16 protein-coding genes and 4 pseudogenes are annotated in these 20,817 nt (G+C 66.1%); 4 read left to right on the top strand and 16 right to left on the bottom strand.

Annotated features, from left to right (window positions below):
- Positions 1 to 12: 12 nt before the first annotated feature.
- The 10 genes and pseudogenes from serA to GKE62_RS18220 all read right to left on the bottom strand — a co-directional run bounded on the left by serA (position 13) and on the right by GKE62_RS18220 (position 10,024).
- Positions 13 to 1,603, bottom strand: a pseudogene (serA, locus tag GKE62_RS18265) (phosphoglycerate dehydrogenase).
- 126 nt (positions 1,604 to 1,729) lie between these two features.
- Positions 1,730 to 2,856: pseudogene (locus tag GKE62_RS18260) on the bottom strand (phosphoserine transaminase).
- Between the two features lie 106 nt (positions 2,857 to 2,962).
- The gene (locus GKE62_RS18255; RefSeq protein ID WP_195908527.1) at positions 2,963 to 3,505 is read right to left on the bottom strand and encodes a winged helix DNA-binding protein; all 543 of its coding nucleotides are present in this window, start codon (positions 3,503 to 3,505) and stop codon (positions 2,963 to 2,965) included.
- A 130-nt stretch (positions 3,506 to 3,635) separates the two neighbouring features.
- The gene (locus GKE62_RS18250; protein ID WP_230207103.1) at positions 3,636 to 4,364 is read right to left on the bottom strand and encodes a response regulator transcription factor; all 729 of its coding nucleotides are present in this window, start codon (positions 4,362 to 4,364) and stop codon (positions 3,636 to 3,638) included.
- Positions 4,365 to 4,428: 64 nt separating this feature from the next.
- Positions 4,429 to 5,194: pseudogene (locus tag GKE62_RS18245) on the bottom strand (proteasome-type protease).
- Between the two features lie 34 nt (positions 5,195 to 5,228).
- The gene (locus GKE62_RS18240; RefSeq protein WP_154690476.1) at positions 5,229 to 6,041 is read right to left on the bottom strand and encodes a transglutaminase family protein; all 813 of its coding nucleotides are present in this window, start codon (positions 6,039 to 6,041) and stop codon (positions 5,229 to 5,231) included.
- 17 nt (positions 6,042 to 6,058) lie between these two features.
- Positions 6,059 to 7,003: an alpha-E domain-containing protein gene (locus GKE62_RS18235; RefSeq protein ID WP_154690475.1), complete on the bottom strand. Its 945-nt coding sequence runs from the start codon at positions 7,001 to 7,003 to the stop codon at positions 6,059 to 6,061.
- Positions 7,004 to 7,049: 46 nt separating this feature from the next.
- Positions 7,050 to 8,450 (bottom strand): circularly permuted type 2 ATP-grasp protein, encoded by a 1,401-nt coding sequence (locus tag GKE62_RS18230; RefSeq protein ID WP_154693814.1) that lies wholly within the window; start codon positions 8,448 to 8,450, stop codon positions 7,050 to 7,052.
- Positions 8,451 to 8,581: 131 nt separating this feature from the next.
- Entirely contained in the window at positions 8,582 to 9,181 is a 600-nt protein-coding gene (locus GKE62_RS18225; RefSeq protein ID WP_230206817.1) for a triacylglycerol lipase, read from the bottom strand.
- Between the two features lie 288 nt (positions 9,182 to 9,469).
- Positions 9,470 to 10,024, bottom strand: a complete 555-nt coding sequence (locus GKE62_RS18220; protein WP_195908525.1) for a DUF3617 domain-containing protein — start codon at positions 10,022 to 10,024, stop codon at positions 9,470 to 9,472.
- 305 nt (positions 10,025 to 10,329) lie between these two features.
- Here GKE62_RS18220 and GKE62_RS18215 point away from each other — a divergent pair, with 305 nt between their 5' ends.
- From GKE62_RS18215 to GKE62_RS18205, 3 genes are all read left to right on the top strand, one after another.
- Positions 10,330 to 11,673: a sorbosone dehydrogenase family protein gene (locus tag GKE62_RS18215; RefSeq protein WP_154693463.1), complete on the top strand. Its 1,344-nt coding sequence runs from the start codon at positions 10,330 to 10,332 to the stop codon at positions 11,671 to 11,673.
- Positions 11,674 to 11,981: 308 nt separating this feature from the next.
- Complete coding sequence (uvrB, locus tag GKE62_RS18210) at positions 11,982 to 14,177, top strand: excinuclease ABC subunit UvrB (protein WP_154690472.1); 2,196 nt, start codon at positions 11,982 to 11,984, stop codon at positions 14,175 to 14,177.
- The gene (locus GKE62_RS18205; RefSeq protein WP_154693462.1) at positions 14,165 to 14,758 is read left to right on the top strand and encodes a hypothetical protein; all 594 of its coding nucleotides are present in this window, start codon (positions 14,165 to 14,167) and stop codon (positions 14,756 to 14,758) included. The genes uvrB and GKE62_RS18205 overlap by 13 nt, the downstream gene beginning before the upstream one ends.
- Here GKE62_RS18205 and GKE62_RS18200 read toward each other — a convergent pair.
- The 3 genes and pseudogenes from GKE62_RS18200 to GKE62_RS19300 form a co-directional block, all read right to left on the bottom strand.
- Positions 14,704 to 15,210: a hypothetical protein gene (locus tag GKE62_RS18200; protein ID WP_154693461.1), complete on the bottom strand. Its 507-nt coding sequence runs from the start codon at positions 15,208 to 15,210 to the stop codon at positions 14,704 to 14,706. The genes GKE62_RS18205 and GKE62_RS18200 overlap by 55 nt on opposite strands.
- Before the next feature lie 140 nt (positions 15,211 to 15,350).
- Positions 15,351 to 15,890, bottom strand: a complete 540-nt coding sequence (locus GKE62_RS19305) for a YfbK domain-containing protein (RefSeq protein ID WP_230206816.1) — start codon at positions 15,888 to 15,890, stop codon at positions 15,351 to 15,353.
- 118 nt (positions 15,891 to 16,008) lie between these two features.
- Positions 16,009 to 16,929 (bottom strand): annotated as a pseudogene (locus tag GKE62_RS19300) (VWA domain-containing protein); the annotation flags it as partial.
- A gap of 112 nt (positions 16,930 to 17,041) precedes the next feature.
- Between GKE62_RS19300 and GKE62_RS19295 the strand changes: the two are divergent.
- Positions 17,042 to 17,197 carry a hypothetical protein gene (locus tag GKE62_RS19295; RefSeq protein ID WP_230206815.1) on the top strand — a complete coding sequence of 52 codons (156 nt, stop codon included), beginning with the start codon at positions 17,042 to 17,044 and terminating at the stop codon, positions 17,195 to 17,197.
- Positions 17,198 to 17,204: 7 nt separating this feature from the next.
- Here GKE62_RS19295 and GKE62_RS18190 read toward each other — a convergent pair whose 3' ends face one another.
- From GKE62_RS18190 to tsaD, 3 genes are read right to left on the bottom strand one after another with little or no spacing between them, the layout of a single operon-like run.
- Positions 17,205 to 18,728, bottom strand: a complete 1,524-nt coding sequence (locus tag GKE62_RS18190; protein WP_370516028.1) for a lipopolysaccharide biosynthesis protein — start codon at positions 18,726 to 18,728, stop codon at positions 17,205 to 17,207.
- 2 nt (positions 18,729 to 18,730) lie between these two features.
- Complete coding sequence (locus GKE62_RS18185) at positions 18,731 to 19,726, bottom strand: NAD(P)H-dependent glycerol-3-phosphate dehydrogenase (RefSeq protein ID WP_154693460.1); 996 nt, start codon at positions 19,724 to 19,726, stop codon at positions 18,731 to 18,733.
- Positions 19,723 to 20,772 carry a tRNA (adenosine(37)-N6)-threonylcarbamoyltransferase complex transferase subunit TsaD gene (tsaD, locus tag GKE62_RS18180; RefSeq protein WP_154693459.1) on the bottom strand — a complete coding sequence of 350 codons (1,050 nt, stop codon included), beginning with the start codon at positions 20,770 to 20,772 and terminating at the stop codon, positions 19,723 to 19,725. The genes GKE62_RS18185 and tsaD overlap by 4 nt, the downstream gene beginning before the upstream one ends.
- Between the last annotated feature and the right edge of the window lie 45 nt (positions 20,773 to 20,817).

Raw genomic sequence — 20,817 nt, 5'->3', positions numbered from 1 at the left:
CCGCAACGCGCCCTAGAACGCCAGAGCCTTGACCGTCTTCACCCCTGGCAACTTGCACGCCGCGTCGAGCACGGTCTCGGGGATCGCCTGATCGACCGAAAGCAGCAGGATCGCCTCGCCCCCAGCCTCGCGGCGGCCGAGGTTGAAGGTGCCGATATTGATGCCGCTTTCGCCGAGCAGCGTTCCGATCCGGCCGATGAAGCCCGGAGCGTCCTCATTGACGATGTACAGCATGTGCCCCTCGAGTTCGGCTTCGATCCCGATTCCGAAAATCTCCACCAGACGAGGCTGAGTGTTGCCGAACAGCGTGCCAGCGACCGAACGCGTGCCTTGGCTCGTCTCCACCGAGACCCGGACCAGCGTGTGGTACACCCCCTCGCGGTCGTGGCGCACCTCGCGAACGTCGAGTCCGCGCTCCTTGGCGAGATACGGCGCGTTGACCATGTTCACCGTGTCCGAATAGCGCCGCATCAGGCCGGCCAGGACGGCTCCGGTGATCGGCTTGGGATTGAGCTGCGCGGCGGCGCCCTCGACCTCGATCGAGATCTTGTCGAGGTTGCCGTGGGCGAGCTGGCCGACCAGGCTGCCCAGGTTCTCGGCCAGCGCCATGTAAGGGCGCAGCTTGGGCGCTTCCTCCGCGCTCAGGCTTGGCATGTTGAGCGCGTTGGTGACCCCGCCATGGACGAGGTAATCGGACAACTGCTCGGCCACCTGGATCGCGACGTTGACCTGCGCCTCGTCGGTCGAGGCGCCGAGGTGCGGGGTCGAGATGAAGTTCGGCGTGCCAAACAGCGGCGAGTCCTTGGCCGGTTCCTTGGCGAACACGTCGAGCGCCGCGCCCGCGACATGGCCCGAATCGAGCGCGTCCTTGAGCGCTTCCTCATCGATCAGGCCGCCGCGCGCACAGTTGATGATCCGCACACCCTTCCGGGTTTTGGCGAGGTTCTCGCGGCTGAGGATGTTGCGGGTCTGGTCGGTCAGCGGGGTGTGCAGCGTGATGAAGTCCGCCTTGGCCAGCAGCGTATCGAGATCGGCCTTTTCGACGCCCATCTCCACCGCGCGCTCAGGCGTGAGGAAGGGATCGAACGCCACGACCTTCATCTTGAGGCCGAGCGCCCGGCTGGCGACGATGCTGCCGATGTTGCCCGCGCCGATCAGGCCCAGCGTCTTGCCGGTGACCTCGACGCCCATGAAGCGGTTCTTCTCCCACTTGCCCGCCTGCGTGCTCGCGTCAGCTTCAGGCAGCTGGCGAGCGAGCGCGAACATCAGCGCGATGGCGTGCTCTGCGGTGGTGATCGAATTGCCGAACGGGGTGTTCATCACCACGATCCCCTTCACCGAGGCGGCGGGGATATCGATGTTGTCGACTCCGATTCCCGCTCGACCGACAACCTTCAGGTTGGTCGCCTTGGCGATCAGCTCCTTGGTCAGCTTGGTGGTCGAACGGATCGCCAGGCCATCGTACTGGCCGATGATTTCCCCGAGTTGTTCGGGGGTCTGTCCAGTGATCACATCGACGTCGCAGCCGCGCTCGCGGGAAGATCTGCTCGGCCTTGGGGTCCATCTGGTCGGAAATGAGTACGCGGGGTTTGGTGGTGGTCATGATGTTGTCCAATCGACAAAACCAACCGTCATGCCGAACTTGTTTCAGCATTCTTCGCGAGATCGCGAGCGATGGTCGGTTGGGAGAGCTGGACCCTGAAGCAAGTTCAGGGTGACGGGGTTCGGGTCAGTCCGATTTCAGCGAAGCATAAGCCCAGTCGAGCCATGGCCCGAGCGCCTCGAGGTCGGCGGTATCGACGGTCGCGCCGCACCAGATGCGCAGGCCCGGAGGGGCGTCGCGGTAGCCGGCGATGTCGAAGGCGGCGCCCTCGCCTTCGAGCAGCGCGGCGAACTTCTTGATGAAGTCTTCGTCCGCGCCCGCGACGGTCAAACACACCGAAGTCTTCGATCGGCTCGCTGGATCCGCGGCGAGATGGCCGAGCCAATCGCACCCGGCCACGATCGCGTCGAGCGCAGCTGCATTCGCATCCGAGCGCGCCTTGAGGCCCTGCAACCCGCCCAGGCCCTTGGCCCACTCAAGCGCGAAAATCGCGTCCTCGACCGCCAACATCGACGGGGTGTTGATGGTTTCGCCCTTGAACACGCCCTCGGTGAGCTTGCCCTTCGAGACGAGCCGGAAGACCTTAGGCAACGGCCAAGCCGGAATATAAGTTTCCAGCCGATCGACCGCGCGCCGGCCGAGGATCAGCACCCCATGCGCGCCCTCGCCGCCCAGTACCTTCTGCCACGAAAGGTCGCGACATCGATCTTTGCCCAATCGATGTCATAGGCGAACACCGCGCTGGTCGCGTCGGCGAAGCTCAACCCCTCACGGTCCGCAGGAATCCAGTCGGCGTTCGGAACGCGTACGCCGCTAGTGGTGCCGTTCCAGGTGAACAACACGTCGTTCGACCAGTCGACCTGCGCCAGATCGGGCAACTGGCCATAGTCGGCGCGGATCACCGTGGGGTCGATTTTGAGCTGCTTGGCGGCGTCGGTCACCCAGCCCTCGCCGAAACTTTCCCAGGCGAGCGTGGTGACCGGGCGCGCGCCCAGCATCGTCCACATCGCCATCTCGAACGCACCGGTATCGGAACCCGGGACTATGCCGATCCGATGGGTGTCGGGCAATCGTAACACCTCGCGCATCAGGTCGATGCAATATTGCAGGCGCGTCTTGCCGATTTTGGCGCGGTGCGAGCGACCGAGCGATTGGGTCGCAAGTTTCTCGGGGGACCACGTGGGCGGCTTAGCGCAGGGACCCGAAGAGAAGAACGGACGCGCCGGAAGGCGCGCCGGTTTAGGTGCAGTCATGTAGTCTCTCCTTGCAGAGAGCACGCGCGGCGTTGGGACCGCGTGGCCCGTCGGCGGCCCTAGTGCTGCGCCGCACCAAGTCAAGCAGGATCGATCGGAAGGTGCGTCAGCCGAGTTGGGCGAGGTAGCGGATCAAGTCTTCTCCTTGATCTCCGATCGGGGGCATCGAAGCGAGGTAGTCGCGCATATTGCGTTCACCCAGCTCGGTCAGCCGAACGAACTTTCGGCGCCGGTCTATCTTGTCGGCGGTGCGCTCGACGAGCCCAAGACGTATGAGCAAATCGATATAACGCAACGCGGTCGCCTCTGGCACGTGCGAGGAGAGGCAGGCCGATTTGATCGAGCGCGGCTCATTAGCCTGGGCCGCGAAAGCGAGGTCGAGGAGTATGTCCCAACCGGGTTCCCCGAACAGCTCCGGCGGGAGGAAGTTTGCCCGCCGGGCCCGTTCATGATGCAGGCTGCGCGCCAAAGCACCCCACTGGCGGCGCTCCGAGGTAAGCTGGGGAGCATCGGCTCGAGCGGCGGCCGGGTCGGTTAGCGCGAGCATGGCCCTCGCCAAGGTCCGCAGACTGAGCAGCATTCCAGGCGGATCGTCGGCCCGCACCCGCGACCGGTCGTTCACCGGCTTTTCGCCACCGAAACGGGTCATGGCGATGGTGAAACCATGAGCCGACTTCTTGCCCCCGACAGCATCCCTCCCCGTTAAAGTCGCGCAGGCTCCAAGCGTTCCCGAGGCGAGGACTTTTGTCCTCATCTCGGCACAACTCATGAATATCGTATTACGCGGACAGGGCTGACTGATATCTGGGGGAATCGTCGCTGCCCTCAAAGCAGAGCCTTATCGCCTCGGCGCTGTGCCTTGCGTTGAGCTTCGTCAGGGCATTGGTGCGGTGGATTTCAACAGTTCGTGGGCTGATATCCAGCTCCCGCCCGATTTCCTTGTTGGTCAAACCGAGCGTCATGCGCTCCACGACCTCGCGCTCGCGGCCCGAAAGCCTGGCGAGGCGCGATCGCGCCGCGGTCTGACGCAAGTGCCGCGAACGACGAAGCTCCGCTTCGGCGGCAACCTTTTCAATCGCCAGCGACAAGTCGCCTTCGTCGAGCGGCAGGGGTAGATAGTCCATGGCGCCCTGCTTGATCGCGTCGACCGCCTTGGCGATCGTCGGATTGGAACTGGTCGCGATGACCGCAAGCCAGCGGCCTTCGCGGTTCAGCAGGCCCATCAGGCCCGACACTCCTCCGCGCATGGCCTCTTCCAGCGCCACCACCACCCCGCCTTCAGGAGCGAAGGACGCGAGTTCGGCGGGGTCGGAATAGACCTCGGCGTGATGTCCCAGCGCGTAAGCGCAACGCGCTATCTGGGCCCGGCGGCCATGGTCGCTGTCCAGCACATGGATGGGTAGTCGCGTGGTCATGAGCGGATTCGACCCCAGATCGTGGGGTCGTGCCAGCGCGATCAGCGTGAAAATGGACACATAAACTAGGTAATTATACGTATCATCGGGCACCAACGAACGGAACCAGCGGGATCATATTACCTCCATTACGGAGCGATCCCCTAGACGATTTCCCCTATTCCACGGCGACCACGTCCTTCGTGTCCTCGAAACTATAGTCTGGCAGCGAATGAAATGCGTCGCGCAACGCCTTGCCCCAGCTGGATGAAATCGACTTGAAATAGGGATCGTTCGCCAAGATGCGGCGCTGTTGGAGCGGTTCGAAACGATCGCGCTCGATCACCAGCAGGTCTAGCGGCAGGCCGACGGACAGGTTTGCGGCCAGCGTGGGAATCGAAGCTGACCATCATCAGCTTGACCGCATCCTCGAAGCTCATTGCCCGGTCGTAGCCGCGCAGAATGATCGGACGGCCATACTTGGTCTCGCCGATCTGGAAGAACGGGGTGTCGAAGCTGGCCTCGATGAAGTTGCCTTCGGGATAGATCATGAAAAGCCGCGGCTCCATGCCCTTGATCTGCCCGGCGACGATGATCGAGGCGGTGAAGCGCGGCCCCCCGCCCTGTCCGTCGGACATCTGGCGCGAGCGGATCGTCTCGTTGAGGAGGTTGCCGACCTGGGTCGCAACCTGGAACATCGTCGCCGCTTCGAGCACCGAAGGGCGGCGTTCGTTGGGGGCCTTGGTCCGCTCCTCGAGTTGGCTGATCACCGCCTGAGTGGTCGCGAGGTTGCCCGCGGTCATGATCGCCACGATCCGCTCGCCCGGCACGCACCAGTGGAACATCTTGCGAAACACGGAGATATTGTCGACGCCCGAGTTGGTGCGGGTGTCGCTCATCATCACCAGGCCCTTGTCGAGCGTCATCCCCACGCAATAGGTCATCGCAACTCTCCACCCGTCCGAATGCCCTCGGCGGCTACTGTTCCACGTGCTGCCGTTCGACTGCAAGCCGAACGTGCATCGACGCATCGCCCCCGCCATAGCTGATTCCGGTGACAGGCGCCGCCTCGCGGTAGTCGCGACCGGTGGCGACGCGGACATAGCGCGGATCGGGACTGATCCCGTTCGAAACGTCGAATCCGACCCAGCCGAGCCCGTCGATGTGCGCTTCCGCCCAGGCGTGACTCGCTTCCTGTTCGATCCGGTCGTCCATCATCAGGTACCCTGAGACGTAACGCGCCGGAATCCCCAGCATCCGTGCGCAGCCGACGAAGATCTGGGCGTGGTCCTGGCAGACTCCCCGCCCCCCGACCAAGGCCTCCTCTGCGGACGTCTCGGCGTCGGTGTGGCCTGCCGCATATTCCACCGTAGCAATCACCGCAGCCGACATCCTGTGCAGAGTGGTGACGTGGTCGTCCTCGACCGGCAGCGAGGAAACCAGCGCGCGCATCCGCGGGCCGGGCCGCGTCGCGGCGGTGTTGTCGAGGAAGTGCCACAGCGGCAGGTGCCCGGCATGGCGGCCAATGACCCCGGCCTGGTCTGCCGTCCGCACTGCGCCGCGGCAGGTGACGGTCAACTCTCGCGTTCCCTGGTCGAGCGCGATCAGCGTCGTCCGGTTGTGGTTCTGATCCTCGTACTCGGCCTCCACCGTGGCGCCTTGCAGCGTCATCTCCCAATCGAGGATCGACTGGCCAGAGGTCGCCTTCGGGGTCAACCTCAACCGCTGAAGCCCGTGCGCAACAGGTTCGTCGAAACGGTACCTGGTCTGGTGATCGATCGTGAGAAGCAAGGTGCGGCCTTTTGTCTTTATTCGGTGAAACGGTAATCGCGCTGGACTTGCGCGGCCAGCGCCTGGTTGCGGGCGATGAACCCGCCGATGAATTCGTGGAGGCCGGTCTCGAAGATTTCCTCGATCCGCCCCTGGCCGACCAACCCGGCGGATTCGGCCAGCATTGCGTGGCACGGCATCGCATTGCCGTAATCGCGTTCGAGGCTGGCGAGGTTCGAGCTTATCTTCGAGTAGCAGAACGCCAAACTGCGCGGAAACCGGCCATCGAGGATCAGGAACTCGGCGATCGAGCGCGGGTCCATCCGCCCGGCATTAAGCCAGCGATACGCGCGCTCGGCCGAAACCGAGCGCAGGACGTTGTCCCACTGAACATTGTCGAGGCTCGATCCGACGTACGAGACCGCGGGCAGCAGCACGTAGTACTTCACGTCCAGGATCCGCGCGGTGTTGTCGGCACGCTCGATGAACTTGCCGAGCCGGGCGAAGTTGTAGATCTCGTTGCGCAGCATGGTACCGTCCATGGCCCCGCGCACCTGGGTCGACTGGCGGCGGACGAGGTCGAGCACACCGCCCAGGCTGTTCTCGCGGACTGGGCGGGTGAGCGCGTCGGACAAGCGCATCCAGGTCTCGTTGATCGCCTCCCACACCTCGCGGGTGAGACCGGCGCGGACCATCCGGGCATTGGTCCGCGCGGCCTCGATCATTCGCAGCACGCTTTCGGAATTGTTCTTGTCGCGCAGGATCCAGTTGAACACCTGGACCCCGGCGTAAGTGCCATTCCTCGCCTCGTAAGCCGCTCGCTGGCCGATCGTGACGATGACCGAGCGCCATTCTTCCTCGCTGGTGGCGACATTGCGGGTCAGCGCCATGCGGAACCCCGCATCGAGCAGCCGCACGGTGTTCTCAGCCCGCTCGAGATAGCGGAACAGCCAGAAGATGCCGTTGGCCGTGCGACCTAGCATCGAGGCATCTCCCGGCGCCCCGACTTCCGATGGCGAGCAAGAAACATCAGTCTTCCAGCACCCAGCTGTCCTTGGTGCCCCCGCCTTGCGACGAATTGACCACAAGGCTGCCCTTCTTCAGCGCCACCCGGGTCAGCCCGCCCGGGGTGATCTCGATCCCCCGCGGCGAGACCAGCACGAACGGGCGCAGATCGACGTGGCGCGGAGCGAGGCCTGAGCGGGCGAAGGTCGGCACCGTCGATAGCGCCAGCGTCGGCTGGGCGATGTAGTTGTCGGGCTTGGCCTTGAGCTTGGCGCGGAACGCCTCGATCTCCTTGGCCGACGACGTCGGCCCGATCAGCATCCCGTAGCCACCCGAACCGTGGACTTCCTTGACCACCAGTTCGGCCAGGTGATCGAGCACGTAGGCGAGCGAATCCTTCTCTGCGCAGCGCCAGGTCTGAACGTTGTGAAGGATCGGCTTCTCGCCGGTGTAGAACTCGACGATCTCGGGCATGAAACTGTAGATCGCCTTGTCGTCGGCGATGCCCGTCCCCGGCGCGTTGGCCAGGGTGATTCCCCCGGCGCGGTAGATGTCCATGATCCCCGACGGGCCGAGCACCGACCTGTGGTTGAAGGTCAGCGGATCGAGCCACTCGTCATCGACCCGGCGATAGAGCACGTCGACCGGCTGGTAGCCTTGCGTGGTGCGCATCGCGATGCGTCCGCCCTCGACCCGCAGATCGCTGCCCTCGACCAGTTCGGCGCCCATCTGATCGGCGAGGAAGGCGTGCTCGAAGTAGGCCGAATTGTAGATGCCGGGGGTCAGGACCGCGACCACCGGGTTGTGCCCCGCGGCGGCCGCGGGCGCGCAGGCGGCCAGGCTGCGGGCAAGGCGGCGCGGGTAGTCCGAAACGTCGCGCACCCGCACGTGGGTGAAGAGTTCGGGGAACATCGCCATCATCGTCTCGCGGTTCTCGAGCATGTACGACACCCCGCTGGGAGTGCGGGCGTTGTCCTCGAGCACCATGAAATCGTCTTCGCCGGTGCGCACCAGGTCGATCCCGACGATGTGGGTATAGACCCCGCCCGGCGGGGTGAACCCCACCATCTGCGGCAGGAACGCCTCGTTCCCGCGCAGCAGCGGCTCGGGCAGGCGCCCGGCGCGGACGATCTCCTGGCGGTGGTACAGGTCGTGGAGGAACGCGTTGAGCGCGCGCACCCGCTGCTCGATCCCGCGTTCCAGCTTGCGCCACTGGCGCGCCGAAATGATCCTCGGGATCATGTCGAACGGGATCAGCCGCTCCTCGGCGTCGTCCTCGCCATAGACGTTGAAGGTGATGCCGGTACGGCGAAAGGTCCGTTCGGCCTCACCCGCCTTGCGCCGCAGGACCGCGCGATCCTGCTGTTCGAACCAGTTGCAGTATTCGGCATAGGCGGGGTGGATGCCGCCATCGGCATCGTGCATCTCGTCGTAAACCGACGGTCTGGTCAATGGCTGAGCCCCATCGCGCCATCACGGCCAAGCGACAGCCGCCTGTCAAGTCATTGCGTGCTGCAAATGCGAAAACAGCGGCCTTCCCTGTCGCGGGCTCCAGCTCAGCCGCCGGCGAAGCGGCTTAGCTGATCGGCGACCGTCTCCACCGCACGGGGGTGGCTGGCGAACCCGAGGTGGGTGCAGCGCACCGCGACCGCGGCATCGCGTTCGCCTGCCCGCCCGCGCGCCGCGCGCGGCGCCACGATCCCGTCGCGCGCGCTCCACAGGGCGATCGTCGGGACGGGCGGCTTGACCGCGTAGTCGCCCGGGACCGGAGGTTCGGCCACGTCGTGCCCGGTGATCCAGTGATAGGCACGCCAGGCGTTGTTTGCGTGAAGATCGCCCGAGAACGGGGTACCCATGGTCACCACCATGGCGACCGCGTGCGGCACCCGCTTGGCCGCTTCGCGCGCATAGAGCCCGCCCAGGCTCCACCCGACGAGCGCGACCGGCCGACCTTGCCGCGCCGCCGCCTCCTCGATCCGCGCGCAAAGGCGATCGAGCTGTTCGGGAGTGCCGCCCAGGTTCCAGCCCAGACCCCAGTCCTCGACCCAGTGGCCCGCCGCGCGCAAACCCCGGCGCATCCGATACATCCGCGCCGGGTGGGTGGCGAACCCGGGCAACAGCATGACCGGGAGCCCGGCGGCGGAGGCCGGTGTCATCGGCACCGGCGAGCGACGCCACGCCAACCACGATTCCAACCCGGAACGCAGCTCTCCGAACATCAGGCGTCGCGGCGGCGGCACGACACCGGCCGGCTGCGGACGCCGTGCGAGCGCCGAACGGCGAACCACCTCGGCGCGAAAGGCGGCCAATGCCGGCCATGCCGATAGCGAGAACGAGCGCCGACGGGGAAGTGCGAAAGTGGCCATCACCGACCAATAAGCACAACTCCGCCTAAAGTTTCACAAATCTGTCTCGCTTTCACATAACCGTCATTTTTCGGCCGGTCATTTCTTCGCCGGACCCGCCGGACAATCGCCGATCCGGGTCGTTTCCAGCTCCATCGCGATGTTTGCGTTGCCCATTGGCGACTTGTCGTTCCTCTGCTCGACGTTCACGTTGACCTTGCTGCCGGTGCGGCTGACCGTGCCGTTCATCGTCATCTTAGCCGATCCACCCTCGCCCGCCTTGCAAGTCATGATCGCGTCGATGGTGTTGGCCGAGGCGTCGAAGCGATCGTACTTGCAATCGCCCTGCGCGCCCTTCTTGAACATCTCGGCAAAGCCCTTCTCGGTGTCAGCCTTGCTCAGGCAGTATTCGAGGTTGGCGCCTTGGCCCTGCATCATCTTGCGGATCTGCGCGACCATTTCGGGCGGCGCGCCGGGCACCTCGAACTTGGTGATCTTGGTGGTCTGCTTGTACTGGCCCGGATCGGGCCGCTCGAGTTGCGCCGCCTCGGCCTTGGCCTGCTCCATCGACTTGGGGCCCTTGTCGGCCTTGTCGCAGGCGCCGAGCGCAAGAACGGCAAGCGCCAGGCTGGGCAGCGTGAACGAACGTATCATCAACATTTCTCCCTTCGCCGGGCATAGCGCGCAGCGTCCGTCGCGAAGCAGGCTAGAGTCTTTTCGGTTCGGTTGGAAGCGGCTACGCTGACGTCCGAGCGGGGCGATGGAGCGCACGATGACGACCGCCACCACTCTCGTCCGCCACGTAGCCCTGATCGCGACGACCGCCCTGGCCGGATGCGGCGGAGGCGGAAGCGCGCCACCTGCGCTGCCCGCCAACACCGCGCCCACCTTTACCTCGGCGGCGAGCGTCACCGTGCTCGAAAATACCGCCGGCGCGGTCTACACCGCCGCCGCCAGCGATGCGCAAAACGGTCCCCCTGACGTTCGCCATCGCCGGCGGGGCCGACGCCGCCCAGTTCACCCTGTCGTCGGGCGGACAACTCGCGTTCCGTACCCCGCCCGATTTCGAGGCGCCGGCGGATTCCGACCGCGACAACGTCTACCGCCTCCAGCTCAGCGTCTCGGATGGCCGCGCCCAGACGACGCTCGACGTCGCGGTGACCGTGACCGACGCCGGGGGCGGCACCTTCCGGGTGCGGCGTGCGGGAACGGGCTTCGTCCAGCCGCTCTATCTGGCCGGCATTCCCGACAATTCGGGACGAGTGCTGGTGGTGGAGCAGGCCGGTCGCATCCGCATCCTCGATCCCGCAACCGGTGCGATCGCGGCAACCCCGTTCCTCGATATCCGCGGGACGATCAGCAGCGACGGCGAGCGCGGTCTGATCGGGCTGGCACTCGCGCCAGACTTCGCGAGCAGCGGGACATTCTTCGTCTATCTGACCAACCTGGCGGGCGACACCGAGGTCCGCCGCTACCGTACGTTTGCCGCCAACCGCGATCAGGCCGACCCGGCGACCGCAGATTTGATCCTGACCTTCGCCCAGCCCTTCGCCAACCACAATGGCGGATGGATCGAGTTCGGCCCCGACGGTTTCCTCTACATCGCCAGCGGAGACGGCGGCAGCGGCGGCGATCCGCAAAACAACGCGCAGAACACCGCCTCGCTGCTCGGCAAGATGCTGAGGATCGACGTCGCTTCGGACGCTTTCCCGGCCGATCCGGCGCGCGACTATGCCATCCCCGCTAGCAACCCATTCGCCACCAGCGGCGGCGCGCCCGAGGTCTACGCGTTTGGCTTGCGCAATCCGTTCCGCAACAGCTTCGATCCCGCCACCGGCAACCTCTATCTCGGCGATGTCGGCCAGGCCGCGATCGAGGAGATCGACCTGATTCCGCCCAACCGCCCGGGCCTCGACTTCGGCTGGGCGCGGCTCGAGGGCACGCGCACGTTCAACGGCACGCCGCCGCCAAATGCCGTTCCTCCGGTCGCCGAATACGCCCATGGCACGGGGCCCGTGCAGGGCGATTCGGTCACCGGGGGGTATGTCTATCGCGGCCCGGTCGAGAGCTTGCAGGGCCAATACATTTTCGGCGACTTCGTCCGCGGCCGTTTGTGGAGCATCCCCGCGACCAGCCTGGTGTTCGGGCAGACGTTCGCGGCCTCCAGCTTCACCCTGCGCAACGCCGATTTCACCCCCGACGCCGGGGCAATCGGCAACATCGCGAGCTTTGGCCAGGACCAACGGCGAAACCTCTACATCGTCGATTACGACGGCGAGATTTTCGTGATCGAGGGGGCCTAGCGCAAGGATTCTACTTTCCTACGGCCGCCGATTGCGCGCAGGGTCGCCGCCGCTCTTTCCCATCGTCGGCATTGGTGCATCGAGGCCCGCTTGGGCTGGCCGGACGAGCGCGCCGCCTCTCCAGCCAGCGCACCGCGAATGGTCACAACTCCGGTCTCGCCGGACAACGCGGTTCCCGGCAAAAAAGCCTCTGAAACAGGGGTTTATTGCGGAACAAATCCTGCAAAGGTCACAGAGTTTCGCACGCCGTTTGGCGTCCAGCGCCGTGGAAGATTGCGGAACCAACGCGGAACGCCCATATCGCCGGCATGGCCGAACTCGTCATTCGTCGCGGGCTGGAAGAGCCCGACACCAGCGCCGCTTTCGTTCCGCACAAGCCCGCCCGGCCGGACAAGGCCGACGGAGGGAAGCGGTTCAAGATCGTCTCCGAATACCAGCCCGCGGGCGACCAGCCGACCGCGATCGCGGACCTGATCGAAGGGATCAAGGCTGACGATCAGACCCAGGTGCTGCTCGGCGTGACCGGCAGCGGCAAGACTTTCACCATGGCCCAGGTGATCGAGGCGACCCAGCGCCCGGCGCTGATCCTAGCGCCCAACAAGATTCTCGCCGCGCAGCTCTATGGCGAGTTCAAGAGCTTCTTTCCCGACAACGCGGTCGAGTATTTCGTCAGCTACTACGACTATTACCAGCCCGAAGCCTACGTGCCCCGCAGCGACACTTACATCGAGAAGGAAAGCTCGGTGAACGAGGCGATCGATCGGATGCGCCATTCGGCCACTCGCGCGCTGCTCGAACGCGACGACGTCATCATCGTCGCTTCGGTCTCGTGCCTCTATGGCATCGGCTCGGTCGAGACCTATTCCGCGATGATCTTCGACCTGAAGAAAGGCGCGACGGTCGATCAGCGCGAGATCGTGAGGAAGCTCGTCGCGCTGCAATACAAACGCAACGACGCCGCGTTCCAGCGCGGCAATTTCCGTGTGCGCGGCGACAGCCTGGAGATTTTCCCCTCGCATTATGAGGACATGGCCTGGCGGATCAGCTTCTTTGGCGACGAGATCGAGGACATCGCCGAGTTCGACCCGCTGACCGGCAAGAAGGGCGCCAGCCTCAATTCGGTTCGGGTCTACGCCAACTCGCACTACGTAACCCCCGGCCCAACGCTCCAGCAGGCGGCGCAGGCGATCCGCTTCGAGTTGACCGAGCGGCTCAAGGAACTGGAGGCCGAGGGCAAATTGCTCGAGCACCAGCGGCTCGAGCAGCGCACCAACTTCGACCTCGAGATGATCGCTGCCACCGGAAGCTGCGCGGGGATCGAGAACTACAGCCGGTTCCTCACCGGCCGCCTGCCCGGCGAACCACCGCCGACGCTGTTCGAATACCTCCCGGAAAACGCGCTGCTGTTCGTCGACGAAAGCCACCAGACGGTGCCGCAGATCGGGGCGATGGCCAAGGGTGACCACCGCCGCAAGATCACCCTGGCCGAATACGGCTTTCGCCTGCCCAGCTGCATCGACAACCGTCCGCTGCGCTTCAACGAATGGGACGCGATGCGACCGCAGACCGTCGCGGTCTCGGCCACGCCGGGCGGTTGGGAGATGGAGCAATCGGGCGGTATCTTCGCCGAGCAGGTTATCCGCCCGACCGGGCTGATCGACCCGCCGGTGGAGATCAAGCCGGTCGAGGACCAGGTCCAGGACTGCATCGAGGAATGCCGCAAGACCGCCGCGATGGGCTTTCGCACGCTCGTCACCACGCTGACCAAGCGGATGGCCGAAGATCTTACCGAGTTCATGCACGAGGCCGGGCTGCGGGTGCGCTACATGCACTCGGACGTCGAAACGCTGGAACGCATCGAGCTGATCCGCGATCTGCGGCTGGGGGTCTATGATGTGCTGGTCGGCATCAACCTGCTGCGCGAAGGGCTCGACATCCCCGAATGCGGGCTGGTCTGCATCCTCGACGCCGACAAGGAAGGGTTCCTGCGCAGCGAAACCAGCCTGATCCAGACGATCGGCCGCGCCGCGCGCAATGTCGAGGGCCGCGTGATCCTCTACGCCGACCGGATGACCGGCAGCATGGAACGCGCCATCGCGGAGACAGATCGCCGCCGCCAGAAGCAGCACGAGTTCAACCTCGCCAATGGCATCACCCCGGCGACGATCAAGCGCGGTATCCAGGACATCGTCGCGCATACCGCGAGCCGCGACGGGGTGCTGGTCGAAATCGACGACCCCGAACGCAACAACCTCGTCGGCCACAACCTGCGCGGATACATCGAGGATCTGGAAAAGCGAATGCGCGCGGCGGCCGCCGACCTGGAGTTCGAGGAGGCAGGGCGATTGAGGGATGAAATCCGGCGCCTGGAAGCGGACGAACTCGGTTTGCCGAAGGCGCACGAGCAAGCGAAAGCGCCCAAGGTGGGGCGAAGCAACGAAGGCAAGCCGGGGACGCGAAAGGGGCGGTTCGGGAAGGCGAGCAAGATGAAATGGGGGAGGTGATCGCGCGAGCGTTGGCCTGTGCCGCCGTTCTGACGTCGCTCGCTCTTGCCGACTGCGGCAAGGGCAATGCGGGCAAGGATGAGCCGATCCGCGTTCCGTTGGCGACGGTGTCGGCTGCCGCCAAAGCGCCAGTGGCGACGGGTCCTGCCGGCTGGACCCATGCGCAGTCGGCCAGGGCGGCGTGGTTCGGTCCGGCCGACGCCCCGGCCCTGCTCGCGATCTCGTGCGAGGGGTGGGAGAAGCACGCCGCCCGGCTGTTGATCGTGCGGTTCGCGGCCGCCGACAAGGGAGCACAGGCGCTGTTCGCGATCCAGGGATCGAAAGGCATTTTGCGCTTACCGGTGAGCGCGGTGAAGATCGGCAAGCAGGGGTATGTCTGGCGCGGCATTCTCGACGCCGCCGATCCGCGGGCCGAGGTGCTGCTCGGCGCAGGGCTCAAGGCCACCGTGCCGGGGGGCGGCGAACTGATTCTCCCGCCGATGGGCGTGGCGGGGGCGGTGGTGAGCGAATGCGTTTCCGCCGCGGCTCAGACCTTGCCGAACCGTGCTTCGAACCCCGCCACATCGCCCGCGGCCAGATAGCCCGCCTGCTCGACCCAGTTGTCGCGCGCGATGCGGCCCTGGAAGGCGCCCAATTGGGGATCGATCCGGGCGATGTCCGCCTCGCCCCATGCCGCGATCTGGTCGAACCGGGTGACGCCCAGGCTGCGCAGCAGCGTGGCGATCTTGGGTCCGAGTCCCTTGATCCGGGTCAGGTCGTCGCCATCGCCGGCCGCTTCAGCGGAAGTCACCGCCGCGGCGACCACTTCGGCCACCCCGCCCAAGAGCTCGGCTGCAGGTGGCGATACGACCACGGGCGGCGCATCGACCAGCAACGTGTTGCGCGCGGCGGGGGCGGATCCGGGGGTGAGAACGTCGGCCGTATCGGCGCGCACCCGCTCTGGCTTGCGCCGCAGCAGCCGCCACGCGACCAGCAGCACCAACGCGAGTATCGCGCCGAGGATCAGCGCTTCGCTCGAACTCAACTGAGGCATCGTTCTGTCCGCCACCTGTAATTGTCACCGGCCTTCAAGCAACAACCTCCGCTCATGTCGAGCGAAGTCGAGACGTCTGCGCGCCATGGATCGACTTCGCTCGACATGAGCGGGTTCTGGTTCAAAACGCCGTTCGCCGGTCAGCGCACCGCGACATCGTTGCCGCGGGTATCCAGCGATCCGGCGATGCCGACCAGCTTGGCGAACTCCTGCCGGTAATAGTCGCGCTGACCATCGGCGAGCGCGGCGATTCCGGCATAGGTCAGGTTGCCCAGCAGCGGATCGCCGCGCAGCTTCTGCCCGAACGCGGCGACTGCGGTGGCGAAGGCCATGTCGCCCCGCGGAGCTCCGGCGCTGGCCAACAGAGCCGCCGGAACCGCGCGTTCGATCAGCTTCGAGGTGGTGTCGTCAGGCAACTTGTAGCGCAGCTTGACGAAGGCCAGTTCGCGCGGTTTCGCTTCAAATCTATTTCCCGGATCAGAATAGCGATGCGGGTCGAGCCAGCCTTGGGCGCCGCGTGGCACGATCTCGTAGATCGCGGTCACCTGGTGCCCGGCACCAATGTCGCCCGCATCGACCTTGTCGTTGTTGAAATCCTCCTCGCGGAGCGCGCGGTTTTCGTACCCGAGCAGGCGGTATTGCGCGACGGCGGCCGGATTGAACTCGACCTGGATTTTCACGTCCTTGGCGATCGTGAACAAGCGTCGAGCTCATCTGCTCGGCCAGCACTTTGCGCGCCTCGAGCGCACTATCGATATAGGCGTAGTTGCCGTTGCCGTGGTCGGCGACCTGCTCCATCATCGCCTCGTTGTAGTTGCCCTGCCCGAAGCCGAGCGTGGTCAGGGTGACGCCCGCATCGCGCTCCTTCTCCACCATCGCGATCAGCGCCTTGCTGTCGCTGACCCCGACGTTGAAGTCGCCGTCAGTGGCAAGGAGGATGCGGTTGACTCCGCCTTTGATGAAGTTGTCGCGCGCCACCTGGTAGGCGAGCTGAAGCCCGGCCCCGCCAGCGGTCGATCCGCCCGCCGAGAGCCGGTCGAGCGCGGAAACGATCTCGCGCTTGTCACCGGTCGCCGGGAGCACCAGTCCGGCCGCCCCCGCGTAAACGACGATCGAGACCTTGTCTTGCGGACCGATCTGGTCGGCAAGCCCAGCCAGCGCGGTCTTGACCAGCGGCAACTTCTCGGGCTCGCCCATCGATCCCGAGACATCGACCAGGAACACGAGGTTGGCGGGCGGACGCGCACTGCGCGGCAGGTCATACCCGCGAAGGCCGATGCGCAGCAGCCGGGTGGCCGGGTTCCACGGCGTTGCAGCGACATCGGTGGTCACGCTGAACGGCGTCTCGCGCGTGGCGGGCAGCGGATAATCGTAGCGGAAGTAGTTGACCAGTTCCTCAGTGCGCACCGCGTCCGCCGGGGGCAGCTGACCCTGGCTGAGGAAGCGGCGGCTGTTGGCGTAGGCGCCGGTATCGACATCGACGGAGAAAGTCGAAACCGGATCGGAAGCGGCGAGATGGACCGGCGACACCGTCCTGCCGTCATAGCGCTCTCGGCCAGGGTTGGCCGGAACGACGACCGAGGGAACATAGGCGGGAGTGGGCAGGGCCAGCTTGCTGCCGCGCTCGGCGCGGAAATCGCGCGCGACTTTCTGCGCGGTGACTGTAACCGGGGCGGATTGCAGGTTCGGCTGGACCTGCGCCTGCCCGGAGACGACCATGTTCGCACTCGCATCGGCGGCGTAGACTGGCGGAGGGGGAGGTGCCGGCGATGGGAGCGGCGGCAGTGGCTCGTTGCCGGCCACCTCGCCCTCGCCCGCCTTGTCTCCGGTCATGACGATCCTGTCGTTGTTCGACGATCGCGTGGCGCAGCTCGCCAGGATAACGGCAAGCAGGGTGGTGGATACGATTGGCGCGATTCGCATCGGTCTGTCCCTTCCCGAACGTGACGAACGGGAAGACACGGTTTTGCCCGTGAATGCCGACTGAATGGTGCTCAGCCGCGACGAACCGTTGCGCGGTTCAGCCCTTGGCGCGCTTGAACAGCACCCGGTCCTCGGGACCGAAGCCGCGCCGCCAGATCACCACGCCATAGGCCAACAGGATCGCGGGGATGCCGAAAATGAGCTCGGCCCACTCGGGCAGGCGCGTAACGACCCAACCGACCAGCACCGCCGGGACCGTCGCCCAGATCAGCGCCCAGCGCCAGTTGGTGATCGAGTGTTGGAGAATGCCGCGCAACAACAAGGCCTTGGCGACCGACGAGAACGCCAGCGCGACGAACAACGCACCTGCGGCCGCGGCGGCCTTGTACAACGGGGGGCAGCGACCAAAGTTCGGCGGCGTCGATCAGCAGCACGGTCAGGCCCGCCTGGATCACGATGGCTATGATCGAGATTGCCAGATTGCGGACGGGCGCGACATAGATCAGCGCGGCTTCGGCAACCACCGCGGTGGCTGCGGCCACTTCGGCCGCGAGCAGCAGGTTGAGCGCGCCGGTCCCGCCGACGAAATCCCGACCGACGAGGCCCATCACGCCCACGCCGGGGATTCCCAAGGCCAGGGCGATTCCCGCCTGCGCGGCGGTGATCCAGAAACCTACCTGGCAAACCTGCTTTGCGATGGCCCCGTAATCCTTGGTCTTCAGGCTGCTGGTGATCACCGGCCCCAGGATCGGCTCGAAACTCGTCTTGAGCTTCTGCGGCAGGCTGGCGACCTGCTGCGCGGCCCAATAGACCCCGACGATCGACGGGTTGGTCAGCATGCCGAGCAACAGGATGTCGATCTTGCGGGTTCCGGATTCGACCAGATCGGCCCCGGCGATCGGCAAGTTGAGCAGCGCCTGGCGGCCGAGGATAAGCGGATGCGGCTGCCAGTCGCGGGGCATGCCATAGCTTTTGACCAGCGCGACCATCGCCACCAGCATCGCCGCGGTGATCGACAGGAAATAGGCCGCGACCATCCCGGTTTGCGGGATCACAAACCACAAGGTCCCCGCCGCGATCGACAGCACCCACGGCTCGACCAACGAACGCGCGCGGACGGTAGTGGCGATGTCATAGCGGAACGCCAGCGCGGCCAGCGCAATGTCGCCGGCCGCGATCGGGAAGATCACCAGCGGCAGCAGCCGCTCGATCGGATCGACCGTACCGCTGGGAAACAGCACCACCGGAAAGGCGTAAAGCAGCGCGGCCAGTGCAAGTGAGACGCCCAGGCTCACGAACAGTCCGTCAGCGACGATGCAGGCGGCCGCGCGATCGTCCTTCTGAAGCAGCTGGGCCAACCCACGTTTCTGGCCAAGGGTGGCGATCTGCGCGGCGATTTCCACTGCGACGACCGCTGATGCAAAACGGCCGAGGTTTTCCTTGCCGTAGAGCCGCCCGGCGATGAACAGGAACGGCAGGCGCGCCGCCAGGCGCAACAGGAAGCCGAGGAAGTTCGTGCGCCCACCCTTGGCCAGCGCGGCGATGTCGGTGGAACCGGGGACAGGCGGACCGGAAGCCTGGGGCGTCTCGACCAAGCTCAATCGCCCCGTTCGGCGCGCAACGGACGGGCGAGCAGGCGGGCCACGACCTCGCGCGCGGGTGCTTCACCCTTGAGCAGCGCGCAGACCCCGGCGACGATCGGCATGTCGATCCCCCGATCGACGGCGATTCCGGCGAGCACCGGCGCGGTGTGCGCGCCCTCGGCCACCGTGCTGCGGTTGGCCAGGACGTCGGCCGTCGCCGCGCCCTCGCCCAGCGCCTTGCCCAGCGAATAGTTGCGGCTCGCGGTCGACGAGCAGGTCAGAACCAGATCGCCCAGCCCGCTCAACCCCGAAAGCGTCTCCGCCCGCGCCCCCAAAACCAGCCCGAAACGCAGCATTTCGGCAAAGCCGCGGCTGATCAGCGCCGCGCGCGCGTTCTGGCCGAGCTGGAGCCCGTCCACCACCCCGCAGGCGATCGCCAGCACGTTCTTGACCGCGCCGCCGATCTCCGCGCCGGTGACGTCATCGGAATAATAGAGCCGGAACGAGGGCCGGGCCATGGCGACCGACAGCCGCCCCCACTGCTCCTCGCCTCCCGCACAGGCCAGCGTCACCGCAGTCGGTAGCCCGGCGGCGACTTCGTGCGCGAAAGTCGGGCCGGAGAGCACTGCCAGGCGGCAATCGGGCGCGGCATCGTGCGCAACCTGGGCCATCAGGCGTCCGCTGCCCGCTTCGATCCCCTTCGAGCACAGCACCAGGTCGCATTCCTCCGTGCGCGGCAGCTCGGCGAGGATGCGGCCGAGATGTTGCGCGGGGGTCACCAACAGAACGGTCGGGGTATCGGCGAGGTCGCCCAGATTGCCCGTCGCGACGATGCTTCGCGACAGGCTCGCGCTTGGCAGGAACACGGGATTGCGGTGCTCGGCATTGATCGCCGCGACCACCTCGGGCTCGCGCGCCCAGAGCAGCACATCGGTGCCGTCTTGCGCGAGCATCTGTGCCAGCGCCGTGCCCCACGCTCCCGCTCCGACGACCCCCAGGGCCGCACTCATGCCTTGACCCCTGCGCCGCGCACCGCCTCGGCGGTCGGGTCGAGCGGCCAGCGCGGGCGAGCCATGGCGTCGAGCGGATCGGCGTATCCCGCTGCCAGCCGCTCGCCCCCAGCCCAGGCGATCATCGCCGCGTTGTCGGTGCACAGGGCGGGCGGCGGTGCGACGAATCGCAGGCCGTGCTCCGCCGCGAGCCCTTCGAGCGCGACGCGGATGGCAGCATTGGCGGCGACCCCGCCGGCGACGACCAGCGCGCTCATCCCGGAAAGGCCGCCCAGCGCGATGCGCGTGCGATCCACCACGCAATCGATTGCGGCCTGCTGGAACGAGGCGGCGACGTCGGCAGGGTCCTCTCCACCGCCCTGCACGATCCGCGCCACAGCGCTCTTGAGCCCGGCGAACGAGAAGTTGGCGTCGCCCGAGCCCACCAGTGGCCGGGGAAATCTGATCGCGCGAGGGTTCCCTTGCCTCGCCAGCTTCTCCACCGCCGGCCCGCCGGGATAGCCAAGGCCCAGCAGCTTGGCGGTCTTGTCGAACGCTTCTCCCAGGGCATCGTCGATCGTGGTCGCCAACCTGCGATAGTCTCCCACCCCACGGACCTCGAGCACTTGGCAATGCCCGCCCGAAACCAGCAGCAGACAATAGGGATAGGCGAGCGCCGGATCGGCCAGCCGCGGCGACAGGGCGTGGCCTTCGAGATGGTTGACCGCGAGCAGCGGCTTGTCTCCAGCCATTGCCAGCGCCTTGGCCGTGACCAGCCCGACCATCACCCCGCCGATCAGCCCCGGCCCTGCGGTCGCCGCGATGGCGTCCATGTCGGACAGGTCGAGCCCTGCATCGGCCAGCGTCGCCGCGATCAACGGAGCGAGCTTCTCGACATGCGCCCGCGCTGCGATTTCGGGAACCACCCCGCCATAGGGGCGGTGCGCCTCGTCCTGCGAGGCAATGTGCTGGGCAAGGATGCGGTGTTCAAGCGTCGGCGCGGACGTATCGACGATCGCCGCCGCAGTCTCGTCGCAGCTCGATTCTATCCCGAGGATCAGCGCCATTGCGCCCTTTCCCTGAACGGAAATGGCCATTAGCACAACCCGCGC

The organism is Novosphingobium sp. Gsoil 351 (assembly GCF_009707465.1).
GTDB lineage: Bacteria > Pseudomonadota > Alphaproteobacteria > Sphingomonadales > Sphingomonadaceae > Novosphingobium.
The sequence above is the reverse complement of the archived record's forward strand: the minus strand, read 5'-3'. Positions and strand labels throughout refer to the sequence as shown.

What these genes read in the sequence shown, in the direction of transcription:
- GKE62_RS18255 (WP_195908527.1), bottom strand. Translation starts at nt 3,505, where the DNA reads ATGACCCGTTTCGGTGGCGAAAAGCCGGTGAACGACCGGTCGCGGGTG.
- GKE62_RS18235 (WP_154690475.1), bottom strand. Translation starts at nt 7,003, where the DNA reads ATGCTAGGTCGCACGGCCAACGGCATCTTCTGGCTGTTCCGCTATCTC.
- GKE62_RS18230 (WP_154693814.1), bottom strand. Translation starts at nt 8,450, where the DNA reads ATGCACGATGCCGATGGCGGCATCCACCCCGCCTATGCCGAATACTGC.
- GKE62_RS18225 (WP_230206817.1), bottom strand. Translation starts at nt 9,181, where the DNA reads ATGACACCGGCCTCCGCCGCCGGGCTCCCGGTCATGCTGTTGCCCGGG.
- GKE62_RS18220 (WP_195908525.1), bottom strand. Translation starts at nt 10,024, where the DNA reads ATGATACGTTCGTTCACGCTGCCCAGCCTGGCGCTTGCCGTTCTTGCG.
- GKE62_RS18215 (WP_154693463.1), top strand. Translation starts at nt 10,330, where the DNA reads ATGCGCAAAACGGTCCCCCTGACGTTCGCCATCGCCGGCGGGGCCGAC.
- uvrB (WP_154690472.1), top strand. Translation starts at nt 11,982, where the DNA reads ATGGCCGAACTCGTCATTCGTCGCGGGCTGGAAGAGCCCGACACCAGC.
- GKE62_RS18205 (WP_154693462.1), top strand. Translation starts at nt 14,165, where the DNA reads ATGGGGGAGGTGATCGCGCGAGCGTTGGCCTGTGCCGCCGTTCTGACG.
- GKE62_RS18200 (WP_154693461.1), bottom strand. Translation starts at nt 15,210, where the DNA reads ATGCCTCAGTTGAGTTCGAGCGAAGCGCTGATCCTCGGCGCGATACTC.
- GKE62_RS19295 (WP_230206815.1), top strand. Translation starts at nt 17,042, where the DNA reads ATGACGATCCTGTCGTTGTTCGACGATCGCGTGGCGCAGCTCGCCAGG.
- GKE62_RS18185 (WP_154693460.1), bottom strand. Translation starts at nt 19,726, where the DNA reads ATGAGTGCGGCCCTGGGGGTCGTCGGAGCGGGAGCGTGGGGCACGGCG.
- tsaD (WP_154693459.1), bottom strand. Translation starts at nt 20,772, where the DNA reads ATGGCGCTGATCCTCGGGATAGAATCGAGCTGCGACGAGACTGCGGCG.